Annotated in this window: 13 protein-coding genes; 1 reads left to right on the forward strand and 12 read right to left on the reverse strand. The window is 39.7% G+C overall.

All coding sequences use genetic code 11. The features are described from left to right. The 12 genes from MHH87_RS10385 to MHH87_RS10440 all read right to left on the reverse strand — a co-directional run bounded on the left by MHH87_RS10385 (nucleotide 1) and on the right by MHH87_RS10440 (nucleotide 12,785). Nucleotides 1-795, reverse strand: a complete 795-nt coding sequence (locus MHH87_RS10385; protein WP_340749234.1) for a M55 family metallopeptidase — start codon at nucleotides 793-795, stop codon at nucleotides 1-3. Next, nucleotides 792-1,313 carry a M15 family metallopeptidase gene (locus MHH87_RS10390; RefSeq protein WP_340749235.1) on the reverse strand — a complete coding sequence of 174 codons (522 nt, stop codon included), beginning with the start codon at nucleotides 1,311-1,313 and terminating at the stop codon, nucleotides 792-794. Before MHH87_RS10390 ends, MHH87_RS10385 begins: the two co-directional genes overlap by 4 nt. Nucleotides 1,314-1,771: 458 nt before the next feature. Further along, complete coding sequence (locus MHH87_RS10395) at nucleotides 1,772-2,827, reverse strand: DmpA family aminopeptidase (RefSeq protein WP_340749236.1); 1,056 nt, start codon at nucleotides 2,825-2,827, stop codon at nucleotides 1,772-1,774. Nucleotides 2,828-3,075: 248 nt separating this feature from the next. Beyond that, nucleotides 3,076-3,630, reverse strand: coding sequence for a DJ-1/PfpI family protein (locus MHH87_RS10400; RefSeq protein WP_340749237.1), 555 nt, complete (start codon nucleotides 3,628-3,630; stop codon nucleotides 3,076-3,078). A 154-nt stretch (nucleotides 3,631-3,784) separates the two neighbouring features. Continuing rightward, nucleotides 3,785-5,524 carry an ABC transporter ATP-binding protein gene (locus MHH87_RS10405; protein WP_340749238.1) on the reverse strand — a complete coding sequence of 580 codons (1,740 nt, stop codon included), beginning with the start codon at nucleotides 5,522-5,524 and terminating at the stop codon, nucleotides 3,785-3,787. 325 nt (nucleotides 5,525-5,849) lie between these two features. Continuing rightward, entirely contained in the window at nucleotides 5,850-8,258 is a 2,409-nt protein-coding gene (locus tag MHH87_RS10410; protein WP_340749239.1) for a heavy metal translocating P-type ATPase, read from the reverse strand. Between the two features lie 184 nt (nucleotides 8,259-8,442). Next, nucleotides 8,443-8,649, reverse strand: coding sequence for a copper chaperone CopZ (gene copZ, locus MHH87_RS10415; protein WP_340749240.1), 207 nt, complete (start codon nucleotides 8,647-8,649; stop codon nucleotides 8,443-8,445). Between the two features lie 103 nt (nucleotides 8,650-8,752). Further along, the gene (locus tag MHH87_RS10420) at nucleotides 8,753-9,082 is read right to left on the reverse strand and encodes a metal-sensitive transcriptional regulator (RefSeq protein WP_340749241.1); all 330 of its coding nucleotides are present in this window, start codon (nucleotides 9,080-9,082) and stop codon (nucleotides 8,753-8,755) included. Between the two features lie 176 nt (nucleotides 9,083-9,258). Next, the gene (locus tag MHH87_RS10425) at nucleotides 9,259-9,573 is read right to left on the reverse strand and encodes an ArsR/SmtB family transcription factor (RefSeq protein WP_340749242.1); all 315 of its coding nucleotides are present in this window, start codon (nucleotides 9,571-9,573) and stop codon (nucleotides 9,259-9,261) included. 169 nt (nucleotides 9,574-9,742) lie between these two features. Continuing rightward, nucleotides 9,743-10,075 carry a metal-sensitive transcriptional regulator gene (locus MHH87_RS10430; RefSeq protein WP_340749243.1) on the reverse strand — a complete coding sequence of 111 codons (333 nt, stop codon included), beginning with the start codon at nucleotides 10,073-10,075 and terminating at the stop codon, nucleotides 9,743-9,745. A 73-nt stretch (nucleotides 10,076-10,148) separates the two neighbouring features. Next, nucleotides 10,149-11,102 carry a cation diffusion facilitator family transporter gene (locus tag MHH87_RS10435; protein WP_340749244.1) on the reverse strand — a complete coding sequence of 318 codons (954 nt, stop codon included), beginning with the start codon at nucleotides 11,100-11,102 and terminating at the stop codon, nucleotides 10,149-10,151. A gap of 441 nt (nucleotides 11,103-11,543) precedes the next feature. Next, a complete protein-coding gene (locus MHH87_RS10440) occupies nucleotides 11,544-12,785 on the reverse strand; it encodes a DNA polymerase IV (protein ID WP_340749245.1) in 1,242 nt (413 codons plus the stop codon). Nucleotides 12,786-13,040: 255 nt separating this feature from the next. Here MHH87_RS10440 and efeO point away from each other — a divergent pair, with 255 nt between their 5' ends. Next, on the forward strand, nucleotides 13,041-13,904 hold the full coding sequence (gene efeO / locus MHH87_RS10445; protein WP_340750967.1) for an iron uptake system protein EfeO: 864 nt from the start codon (nucleotides 13,041-13,043) through the stop codon (nucleotides 13,902-13,904). The last annotated feature ends 8 nt before the right edge of the window (nucleotides 13,905-13,912 follow it).

Genomic DNA, 13,912 nt, shown 5'->3' on the forward strand with positions numbered 1-13,912 from the left:
TTATGTTAAGAACTGTAAAATGCGTAACACTTCGAAATAGTCATTCGTTACAAACTCCACTGTGTTATGCGGCTTAAATGTCGCGCCTGGATAAAACGAATTACGATATGCACGCGTATGCTCACGGTATATAATTTCTACGACGAAGCGCGTTGGCAATGTCACCTGTAGTGCCTCACGATCCACCTTCATCGACTCTTCAACAAGTCGTTTTGTTTCCTTAATCGTCAGTTGTGGGCTAACGCTGATCGTCGCATTTCCAATACCTTCCTTTGTTGCGAATGTCACGATGTTGTCGTTCACTGACTGAATTTCTTCTGTTAAGCCAACATCCCCACTTACAAACGCAATCGGTACGCCGTGTAAAGCGGCTGCATATGTATTAATCAAAAATTCACTAGCATATTCGCCGTTAATCTTCACATCCGCAAAAACGCAAAGTGTATGCGCTAATGGATTTCGTTCACTACCACCTTTACTGTGATACCCAATGAAAATTGCACGATCAAAGCTTTCATCAAGCCCTGCTACCATACACATTGGTTCATACGTCCAACCACGAATTACCTTGCAGTTCTCCGGTAAGTTCGAAATATCCATATTACGTGCCGAATCATGTGCATCCTTTAGTAAAATTTCCGTCGCACCACCAGCGATTGCTCCTTCAATTGCAGCTTCTACTTCCTTTGTCATTTGCTGTTTAAAAAACTGGCTATCGGGCGCGTTAAGCTCTGTTTCGCTCCACGATGTTGTCCCTGTAATTCCTTCAATATCTGCACTTATATATACCTTCATATGTATCGACACTCCTTCACATTATTGTCCTGGACCTCTGCTACGACCGCACCATAGCGGGCTTGTTGTGCGTCTATACGTCTGGCCCATGTCGCATTTCCAAAATCGTAGTGCCACCATTCCTCCGAATAATTCGTAAAACCAACAGCTATCATACAGTTATATAAAAGACGACGATACTTTAGCGCCTCTTCATTTTCGTTTGGGTGTTGCTCAAAATAACGTGTCGCTGATTTCGGATCGATTGCATCAAAGTCTGTACCGAGATTCAGCGCATTGCCCACCAAATCCCCAAGCGTCAAATCAATCGCTCCCCCGGTTAAATGCGGTATAGAGTGTCCCGGCTCCAAGCTAGGAAACGCCACATACTTTCGTGTTTCTTCCAAAACTTCTTCTTCCGTATAAGTCGGGTACTGCTTTTTAATTTGCTCTGAAAAATGCGTAAACAAATATTGCTGCACTTGAAACGGTCGATACCCGTCATACAAAATAAAACTAGTATTCTCAGGCAATAACATCAACGCTTTCTTTATTCGTTCATAAGCATTCTCTCGCAAATAGATTGACTTTAAGCTATTTGGAATTTTTTGTTCATAATAAATCGGCTTAATAAATATTCTTGGATGGTCCTCGCCAATAAGAATAAGTCGCTCGTTATTTTCTTGAATAGATGGATACTGTTGCCCTACAGGCTTTATTAATGCCTCTATGGGATGAAGTAACTTATGTTGTATAACGATTCACCTCAATATAATAATTATTTTGAAAATTCTATATATTAATATAAAGTTAGCATATTTAGAAAATTTTGACTAGATATAAAATTACTATAAAAAACATTTTATTGAATAATATTACATTTAAGGGATGAATGTGTTCTATTTTGTCTATCAAACTTTTTTGATTAGTGATGCTATTTAATAAAGCTATTCAAGCATCTAGGTGCTCGAATAGCTTTTTAAAATTTATAACATTATTATTTTGCAAATACATAAGCATTTACAACATGCCCATCTCGACCAGTTGTCGTCTCTGCCTGAGAGAGCGAGTTCAAAATTGCTTCCTCTGTAACCTCTGCCGCCGCAGTAAATAGCTGATTCATGACAGGGTGACCCTCACTTAGCTGTGTACGTGTTTCCACAAGTTCATCCGTCGTATGTTGAATAGTGTGTGCCGTTGTAAAGCCAATCACTATATCACCACTCCCATGTGAAAAATGGCTGCCCGTTCGCCCTAGACCGATGCCGCAGCGCTTAATGACACGTGTGAGTTGACGGCTACTAAGAGGCGCATCCGTTGCCAGTACAATCATAATCGAGCCATCTGTCGGCGATAACGTAGACGCATCCTGAGTAGTCGACACAACGTAACGATTTGCTGAAAACTCAGAACTATATCCAAAATTACTTAACACCATACACCCAACCGTATATGATACATTCTGGTCTTCTACCTTCACAACCCGTGATGCCGAGCCGATGCCGCCTTTATAACCGAAGCAGATCATCCCTTTTCCCGCACCAACTGCCCCTTCTGCAGCCACTTCTTCTGAAGCACAATGAATCGCTTCAATCGCATGCTCAGGCGAAACTGGACAAGCACGAATCGAGTTCAGATGACTATCATTACACTCTCCTACGACAATATTTATCGTACCCGTCTTATCACCAATCTCCGCATTCGCGTCTAACATAACTTGCAGCGTCCCCTGTGTCACAGCAGGTACGCCAAATGTATTCGTCAGCATTATTGGTGACTCAATAACACCTAACTCATTAACCTGCACAAGTCCCGCCGTTTTACCAAAGCCATTTAGCACATAACTCGCAGCGGTTACCTTATGCTGAAATAAATTCCCGCCGTGCGGTAAAATTGCCGTTACCCCCGTACATGCATGCTCTCCGCCCTCATCAAGTTTATGATCAAGCGTTACATGTCCAACGCGCACACCTGCTACATCTGTAATACAATTTTTCGCACCCACTGGTAACTTCCCAATCACAATGCCCATTTCTCGTACTTTTTTCTTCACACTATCCACTCCTCAGTGATTAATAAATCCAATACTATTGTATAATAATTCGCACAATTTAAAATTGAGAATAAAATTTACTTTTCAAGATAGTAGATAAACCATACATGAAATACCCGTTACAGCCTGTCAACCTAAAATGGCTATACAAAATACAAATGCACTACCTCTCCAAGCCACCTGCGTTTTGTAGGAGTGAAAGGATGCAGAAGAGGGTGCCCGAAAAATCATTCGGACACCCTCTTCGCTTACTCTTCTAGTTTTCTAATAAATTCACGCATTAGCCCTGGTAAGTCAGGCCATGCATGACCACTGACAAGATTGCCGTCTGTATGCAGGTTTGCGTCAATATACGTTGCACCTGCGACTTGGACTTCCGGCTTGCAGGCAATATATGCCGTTAGCTCACGTCCTTGTAGCACATCAGGAATTGTCGCAAAAATTTGCGCCGCGTGACAAACAGCTGCGACCGGCTTTTCGGCCTCAAAGAAATGACGCACAATTGCTGGGACATGTTCATTTAAACGAATGTATTCTGGCGCACGACCACCAGGAATAATGAGCCCATCAAATTGTTCAGGATTAATGTCCGCAAAGGCTGCATTTGAATCTAAGCCATAAGCAGGACGCTCGATATATGTATCGACCCCGTCGACAAAATCATGAAGTACCGTTTGCATTTTCTTCACTGAAGGTGCTGCAATCGTCACATCATAGCCCGCCTCTAGGCAGCGGTAATACGGATAATAAATCTCCAGCGCCTCAACTGCATCGCCCGCAATAATTAATACATTTTTCGTCATCTTTCCATCCCCTTTATTAGTGAATCTAGTAACTTAATTCAACAATAAAAAGAGAATTCCTGCTGAAGGTCATATTTTTTACAATAAAAGTAAAAAAGAGAAGGCACTATAACACCCTCTCTTAGCAGATTATTATACTTTGCGCATGACAAATTTATTCACTCACTAGTCCTTGTCCTGTAGAATATTCATGGTATAAAGCATGCGATTCTAATAATTCCTCATGCGTTCCTTGCCCCGTTATTTGCCCCTTCTCAATAAATAAAATCCGGTCTGCATGAACAATCGTAGCTAAACGATGCGCAATGATAAACGTTGTACGACCTTTCATTAAGTGATGCAACGCTTCTTGTACTAAAATTTCTGAGGCACTGTCTAAATTGGATGTTGCCTCGTCCAGTAATAAAATTTGCGAATCATACAATAATGCCCGTGCGATCGCAATACGTTGCCTTTGTCCACCCGATAATTTAATGCCGCGCTCACCAACTTCTGTCGAAAAGCCTGCTGGTAATTCCTCGATAAATGTTAACGCATTCGCTGCCCGTGCTGCTTGTCGGACTTGTTCCAAAGCGGGTGCTTCTGTTAGACCATACGTGATATTTTCAAAAATCGTGCCACTAAGTAATGGGCTTTCTTGAGAAACATAGCCTACTTTTCGACGCCATTCCTCTAAAGAAAGCTGTTGTAAATCATTGTTGTCGACCAAAATGGTTCCGTCTGTCGGTATATAAAAGCGTTCCAATAGAGAGAAAATGGTCGTCTTCCCGCCGCCACTTGGTCCAACAAGGGCGGTTACAGTACCCGCCTGCACTCCAAATGACAGGTCCTTGAGTATTTGACGGCTTTCATTGTATTGAAATGCAACTTTATCAAACGTAAGTGTTGTAATTGCTTCCACTGATTTTCCGTTGACTTGTTCACTGTCCATCGCAAAGATTTCTTGAATGCGTTCTGTTGCTCCCGCTGCCTTTTGGAATGCTGTAAAGGACGTGGCGATTTGTGTGAATGGAATAATAATTTGGAATAAGTAAAAGATAATTGCCACCAATTGGCCCGCAGTTAATGCCCCACTTGCCACTTGCGAGCCACCATACCCTAAAATGACGACGAGTAATCCCATCATGATCAGTGTCATAATCGGTGAAATAAACGCCTGTACTTTTGCCTCTTTTAACCCAAATTGAAATAAACGACCGATTGCGGCATTGCCAGTTTCTGTTTCACGTTCCTCTGCGCGATAAGATTTTACTAGACGAATTTCTGTTAAAATCCTACCGAGTAATCCGGAAAAGGAAGCCATTTCTTTTTGTGTTTTGATCGCAATATTATGCATCATTCGCCCAAGAGGTAGGATAATCGCTGTCGAAATTGGTACACTAATGAGTAAAATTAGTGTCATTTTCCAATCAATAATAAGTAATAAAACGATTGCTCCAATAATGGAAATCACACCGGAAATTACTTGCACAAAATGCTGCGTAATGAGTGTTTTCAACGTCGATGTATCTTGCGTGATGCGGCTCATCGTTTCGCCCGTTTCATGTTGATCATAATAAGGAATCGGCAATGTTAATATTTTTGCCCACAGCTGTTCACGCATATTGGCAACAACTTTTTCACCGATATATGTTAGCATATAGAAAGAAAATCCACCTGTAATGGCTTGTAACACAAATACAACGAGCAAGAATCCGATTATTTTCCAATCAAAACTCTCGAGTGTTAAGGAATCTACTAACCTGCTTGTTATCAACGGCACGACAAGACCAGCTATAGTTTCAACCACTGATAAAAAAAGTGCAATTAATGTGATTTTTACCGGCCACTTTACTCGTTTAAGTAGATGCAAAAATGACTTCGCAGATGGTTTGTTCTCTCGTCTTTCTTCCAAAAGCGTTTCCTCCTAACATTATGTAAATACAATAATTGTATCATGTGCCAGTGATTATACCATTTAAGAAGACGGCGTTACGCGCACAACCGTTTAAATAGCTTCACTGACGTAGGCTTACCCCACTCCAGCTGTATATAATTATTTGAACGTTATCCATTAGAAAGACACATCTCGCCCAAAATAAGGCGAGATGATGTCCTTTCTTATCTACCAAGTCAAAATTCCACATTTTCTTGACAAAGAAAATGGCTGTGCCAAAAGTACATTTCACCCTTTTTGGCACAATCCTTTTTTTATTTTACCTGACATTAATTTGTGTTTACTATAGTTTCACACGTTGTAAGCGTAATGCGTTTAAGACAACCGATACCGAACTAAATGCCATTGCAGCGCCTGCTACCCAAGGCGCCAATAAACCGATTGCTGCAATTGGAATACCCATTGTATTGTAGGCAAATGCCCAAAATAAATTTTGTTTAATGTTTCGCATTGTTTTACGACTCATTAAAATCGCATCGGCAATGCTATTTAAATCGCCGCGAATTAACGTAATATCGGCCGCTTCCATTGCGACGTCTGTTCCTGTACCGATCGCCATCCCGATATTCGCTGTGGCAAGTGCGGGGGCGTCGTTAATACCGTCCCCAACCATCGCAACTTTTTTACCTTGTGCTTGCAGTTTTTTCACTTCTTCTGCTTTACCTTCAGGAAGTACTTCTGCGATGACAGCATTTACACCGACTTCTTTTCCGATTGCTTGTGCTGTACGTTCGTTATCACCTGTCATCATAATGACGGTGATTCCCATATTTTGCAGACGTTTGATTGCTTCTGCTGACGTATCTTTAATAGTATCGGCAACTGCTACTAAACCAGCATACTGTCCGTTAATCGCTGCCAACATCGCTGTTTTCCCATCACGTTCAAGTGCTTCCATCATCGGTAATACATGTGTAATATCAATGCCGTAGTGTGCCATTAATTTACGTGTACCGACAACAACCGATTTTCCAGAAACCGTTGCTTGTACGCCAAACCCTGGAATGGCTTCGAAAAATTGAACGGTACCAAGTTTAATACCTCGATCCACAATCCCGGCAACAATGGCATCTGCTAATGGATGCTCCGATTGTTTTTCTGCTGCGCCAATTAAGGATAGGAAATGCTCTTCTTGTCCAGCTACAAGTGCAATATCTGTTAATACCGGTTTCCCATGTGTTACAGTACCTGTTTTATCAACTATTACTGTATCAATACTTTGTGTTTGTTCTAAATGTTCGCCGCCTTTGAATAAAATCCCGAATTCAGCTGCACGTCCAGAACCGGCCATAATTGAAGTTGGTGTCGCAAGACCGAGCGCACATGGACAGGCAATAACAAGTACTGTAATGAACACTTCAAGTGCTTTTGTAAAGTCACTTGGTGTTACCCATAAAATCCATACAAGGAATGTAACAACAGCAACACCAACAACAATTGGCACGAAAATACCTGAAACTTGGTCCGCTAGTCGTTGAATGGGCGCTTTAGAACCTTGCGCATCTTCTACTACTTTAATAATTTGTGCAAGCGCTGTATGACGACCGACTTTTGTTGCGGTCATTTTAATAAAGCCGTTTTTATTAATGGTTGAACCGTATAGGACGTCGCCCATTTTTTTATCTACTGGTAAACTTTCACCTGTTAACATCGATTCATCAACAGCGGTAAAGCCTTCTAATACTTCACCGTCTACTGGAATTTTTTCACCAGGTTTCACAAGGATTGTATCACCTAGTACAACCTCTTCAAGTGGCACTTCTTTTTCAATGCCCTCACGAACTACAATGGCTGCTTTGGCTTGAAGACCCATTAATTTTTTTATGGCTTCCGATGACCGACCTTTTGCTTTTGCTTCGAATAATTTACCAAGTAAAATCAGTGTAATCAGCACCGCACTTGTCTCAAAGTAAAGATGCGGTCCGTGGTGTGTGCCCGCAGTTAAGATCGCTTGGTACACACTGTAGAAATACGCAGCAGATGTACCCATAACAACTAATACATCCATATTCGCACTACCATTACGAAGGGCTTTATATGCGCCGACATAGAACTGTTTTCCGATAATAAATTGTACCGGTGTTGCGAGAAGCATTTGTACCCACGGATTCATTAGGAAATCGGGTACATATAAGAACGAGGTAAATGAAAAGTGTCCTACCATCGTCCAAAGTAACGGTAATGAAAGTATAACTGCAAGAAGAAATTTATTTTGTTGCTGTTTAATCGCTTCTTTACGGTGATCGACTTGTACTGCATCGTCTTTCTTTAGATGCGCACCGTACCCTAATTTTTCTACTTTTGCGAGGATGTCTGCAATCGCAACTTCAGAGGGGTTAAATTCAATCGTAGCTTTTTCGAGCGCTAAGTTGACGTTTGCAATTGCAACACCGTTCATTTTTTTCAAACCTTTTTCGATACGTGTTGAACAGGCAGCACACGTCATACCTGTAATAGCAAATTCGACTTTTAGTTTTACAACGCCGTACCCAAGCGCTTCAATTTTCTTTTCAAAATCAGCTTCACTCAGTTTCATTGGATCATATTTAATTAATGACTTTTCTAGTGCTAAATTGACACTTGCTTGTTCGACACCATCCATTTTATTCAAGCCTTTTTCGATACGGATCGCACACGCTGCACACGTCATGCCCGTAATTTGCAAATTGGCTTCTTTAACTTCTGTACCCATGCTATTTCCACCTCTCCATACCGATTAGGGGTATATATTATTGATTAGTAAGTCACAACTCACCCATAATAGGGCGAGTTGGTGTCCTTACTTATGTGGATAGTTAAGTTATGCTTTTTATTTACAAATAAAAGAGTGCTACTCGAGCACCCCGTTTTTTCAATGTCCGATCTTCGAATTCACGTTAAACAACGTCATAGCCTTGATCGTCAATTGTTTCTTTAATTTGCTCCAATGATACTTGCGATTCGTCAAATACTACTTCAACCTGTGCATCTGCCAAGATTACTTTCACTTCATTTACGCCAGCAAGCTCACCTACGCTACCTTCTACCGCTTTTACACAATGGCCACAAGACATTCCTTGTACGTTTAATGTTACATTTTGCATATTCATATCTCTCCTTTAATCATTTTATAATTTATATCACTATACGGCGACGGGGTATATAGAAACTAAAGAGATACCGCCATTTTCCAGAGGCTCGACTAGCTTATTTTTTCATCAACTTCTGAATAGTCACAATGAGTTCATCTAAAACTGCTTCGTCACCTTCTGCTAATCGATCGACCACGCAACCTTTTAAGTGGCCTTCTAGTAAAATCTTCGCCACACTATTTAAGGCAGACTGAGTAGCAGATAATTGCGTGATTACATCATCACAATACACATCTTTTTCAATCATTCCTTTAATTCCACGAATTTGACCTTCGACCCGATTTAAACGATTGGATAAATCCTTTTTCACTTTTTCAGGGTGATGACTTTTGCGACAAGATGCCTCTTCAGCGTGACAAGTTGCAGCTTCTAATGCGTTTTCCATTTACTCATCTCCTTATCTTGATATCATCATACTATACCCCGTGAAGGTATGTAAAGTGGTGAACCTCATTTTTCTCTGTATTTTCCAAAAGAGCCTGAAACCTTAAGAATATCAAGGCTTCAGGCTCTCACCACTATTAGAATTCATACCGAATCTAGCTGAATAAAACTGTTTAATTAATGTTTTGCATGGTTAATTGCCTGATGCAATAAGCTTATTACATGGTCATCATCACTTGAATAATACATCATTGTCCCTTGACGTCTAAAATTTACTAAACGTAAACTTTTTAATAATCGAAGCTGATGAGATACGTTAGACTGACCTAAACCAAGTATTTCTGCAATATCATTTACCGAATGCTCCTCGCAACAAATCAAATTCAATATCCGAATACGCGTTGGATCACTTAATGCTTTAAATGTTTGCGAAACGACAAATAGGGTTTCCTCATCTAATTCATGAGAGTTAGTTTGTACTTCCTTTACCATGAATAAAACACCTCCAGATAATAACTACTCTTTTTAATGAATACATGTTCATATAACAAATAATATAGTGCCTATTGCATAAAAAGTCAACGTGATAAAGGAGCCATTTAACGCAATAAAAAGACGTATCAGAATTATACTGACACGTCTTTATGTTTCTTATATAAGCTTATTTCTTCATTAATTTTTGAACCGTCACAAGCAGTTCATCTAAAACTTCGTCATCGCCTTCAGCTAAACGATCCACTACACAGCCTTTCAGGTGACCTTCAAGTAAAATTTTCGCTACACTATTTAATGCAGATTGTGATGCCGAAATTTGTGTATTTATATCATCACAATACACATCTTTCTCCACCATGCCCTTTATACCACGAATTTGTCCTTCGATACGATTTAACCGTACAGTCAAATTTTTCTTCACACTATCTGGGTGATGGCTTTTACGGCACGTGGCTGTTTCAACTATCGGCTGATTCCATTGTCCTACGTTTTCTTCCAAAATAAAGCCTCCTATGTTACTACTCCCTATATTATACACAATTACACTAGGCAACCTAGATATTGCCTTTACTTTAGTGGTGATGATGTGCATGGGCATCTGGTGTTTCTGCCTTCACTGTACATAAAACCGTATTAGTATGTTGATGAGCAGCCGTTTCGAGTTGAATCGTCACATGCTGGATATTTTTATGCGCTAAATCATGCTCAATTTTACGTAATAACTTTTCAGCCTCTGCAATTGTTAACTGCCCATCTACCACAACATGACAGGAAACTGCATTTAAACCACTTGAAATCGACCAAACATGTAAATCATGAATATCCTCAATGCCCTTTACTGTTTTTATTGTTTGTACAACGTCGTTTAGCTCTATATTTTGAGGTGTCCCCTCCATCAGTACATGTAGGGACGCTTTGGTTACATAATAACCACTCCGTAATACTAGTGCTGCAACAATGACACTAGCTAATGGATCGGCCCAGCCCCAACCAAAGAACATGATGAGTAAGGCAGCTACTATGGCGCCAACAGAGCCTAACATATCACTAATCACATGAAGAAATGCCCCACGCATATTTAGATTTTCTTTCGTATCACCGCCACGCAGCATAATCCTAGCGACAAAGATATTTACAGCTAATCCGATACTGCTAATAACAAGCATTCCGGTTGTGGCTATTTCTGGTGGATTCGCAAAACGTTCTATCGCTTCATAAAAAATGAAAAGCGCAATTAAAATAAGGGTCACACCATTTAAGACAGCTGCTAAAATTTCAAAACGCTTGTAGCCATAGGTTTTACTCGCATTGGCTGCCTTTTCACCAAATGTAAAGGCGAGCAAGGCAATCCCAAGTGATACCGCATCGCTCAGCATATGCCCTGCATCAGAAAATAGGGCTAAACTGTTCGTCAAATACCCCCCTATTGCTTCGACAATCATATAACTGGTAATAATACAAAATGAAATCAATAATACTTTTTTGTTCGCACCATGTGTATGGGTATGTTCATGATGATCTGCCATAAGAATCCCTCCATATTTTGAATCGTCATTTCAGCAACAACTTTACTATATGTTAACATATTCATATAAACATATTATATTCATGTCCGTATGCTGTCAACAATAAAAAAACGGTGGATGGTATATTTTTCAAGAAATAAAAAACGCCCTATAGTTAATTAAAGGACGTAAATAAAAATTCCCATACCTTACATAGGCATAGTAGGTGATTGTGTTAAGGATGGTTATTTTGTCATTGGATAAAAAATGGGGCAATGCAATGAATAAAAATTCTAATGGGGATAAACTCAATAGCTGCAGAATTTGCACTAACAGCATGTAGCGATAAAATTGACTTGGAACAGTCTGCATATGCCCAGTCAAATTTCGATTCCAATAAGCTACAGAAGGTGTTTTTTAATACCTGCGGAGAAGTTGGGATAATGTCAATACTTCGGCATTTTATTTCTTAAAATCATCTAAAAAGTCTTTACTAAAGCTTGTATTCGCATGATACTTCCCTTGCTTTGGTGCATCTATTCCTCTCTGAACCGCACCTTTTCCAAACTTCTTTTCAAGCGTATTCATTAATTCAATAATAGGCTCATCCTTAACATGCTGTTGGAAATTGAACATGGATAGTTGCTGGGTAACTTCTTTTTTATCAATTACATTTGAAACTGTAACACCTAACAATCGTACTGGTTCCTCATCCCAATGCGTTTTAAATAACTTCCAAGCGATTTCAAAGATCTCATCTTTTAATTGAACGGCATTCGATACGGTTTTACTTCGTGTCTGGTTGTGCCAGCTAGCGTCTCGAATATACAGAATGATTGTTGTACCAGCGAGACGCTTTGCTTGTAAGCGAGCTGCTACTTTTTCTGACAGCATATCAATTGTGTTTTTGAGTACTTGAAGATCCGTCTCATCTGAATGAAGGGTTGTCGAGTTTCCTACACTTTTTGTATCATAGATTGAATCTGGGTCTACTTCTCGTTCGTCTATTCCATTCGCTCTATTTTTTAATCGTTCTCCGTTAATCCCTAATGAAAGGCGGAGCTTATAATCATCTGCAACAGCTAAGTCCCCTATTGTTGTTATCTGAAGAGTATTTAATTTTTCAGCAGTCTTCTTACCAATACCATACATCTCTATTACTGGCAAAGGCCAAAGTATTTGCGGGACATCTCTTTTTCTCAACACTGTTATTCCCATAGGCTTTCTCATGTCAGATGCCGTTTTTGCTAGAAATTTGTTAGGTGCAACCCCAATCGAACACGGAAGTGACAGTTCAGTATAAATACGCTCTTGAATCTCTTTTACTAGTTCAAGTGGATGTCTATTCATGCATAAATGTGTAATTTCTACATAACTTTCATCGATTGATACAGGCTCAACTTTATCTGTATAGGTTTTCAACAAATTCACAAAATGCTTTGAGGCCTCTCTATATCTTTCAAAATTGGGTGGTAAGATTATAAGTTCCGGGCAGAGTTTCCTCGCTTCACCAACTGTCATGGTAGTCTTAACACCGCTTGCTCTAGCCTCGTATGAACAAGTAACGATTATTCCTCTCCGTTCTTGTGGGTTACCGGCAACTGCAACTGGTTTACCTTTTAGACTTTGATTGTATACTTGTTCCACAGATGCATAAAAACAATTCATATCAATATGCAAAATAATTTTACCCTTACGCTGCATTTCTTATCACCTCGTTGCTATCATTATAAAAGAAGTATGTTAATAGTTACACTCATTTCAACTATAACTCTCAAAACAAACCTTCCTCATTTTTAAATTTCCCTGCCCACTTTCATCAATTTAAACTACATTATTCTTTCCGTTCCTATATTACCTAATATCCTCTTTCAAAAATGATGTTGCTTTTTTATTTGAGAACATTTATCATTTACCTATTCTAATAAAAGGTAGGCTCACATAATGAAATTTAATTCATTGAAATTCAACTCTTTAACTGCAATATTACTTGCAGGTAGTATAGTAATGTCAGGCTGTGGATCGGATGAGAAAGCGACAGAAAAAACAGATGTTGTTGTAGAACAAGACGAAGTAGCAGCTGTTGATTTATCACCACAATTAACTGCTTATGGCGATTTTGCTTTAGAACAAATGGATTCATTTTTACTAGAAACACAACGCTTCGTTGAGGCATTTAAAGCAGGCAATATTGAAGAAGCAAAAGCAATTTATCCACTAGCGCGCATGTACTTTGAGCGTTCTGAACCAATTGCAGAAAGCTTTGGCGATTTGGACCCACGTATTGACGGACGCTTAGCAGATATTCAAGAAGAAGGGCTTGGCGAGGAAGAATGGTCAGGCTACCATAAATTGGAATATGCACTTTGGGTAGAGGGGACAACAGAAGGCTACGAAGCAGTGGTAGACCAATTACTTGCGGATACAAAAGAGCTTCACGCTTTAGTGCAAACAGTAGAAGTAACGCCTGATTTAATGATTACTGGTGCGGTTGATTTATTAAACGAAGTATCTACGTCGAAAATTACTGGTGAGGAAGAAATTTATTCACACACGGACCTTTATGACTTTAAAGCAAATATTGAAGGTGCAGAAAAAATCTTCGAAATCCTTCGCACAAAAATAGAAGAAAAAGATGCGGTGCTTGTTGCATCTTTAGATGAAAAATTCGCAGCGGTTGACGAGTTACTTGCACTACACGGTTCAACTGAAGCAGGCTTTAAATCATACGAAGAGCTAACAGAAGCAGATACACAAGCGTTAGCACAAGCAGTAAACCAACTTGGCGAACCCCTTAGCCAAATGGGAATTATTTTACAATAAGGATGAAG

This window comes from Solibacillus sp. FSL H8-0538 (assembly GCF_038003525.1).
GTDB lineage: Bacteria > Bacillota > Bacilli > Bacillales_A > Planococcaceae > JBBOPI01.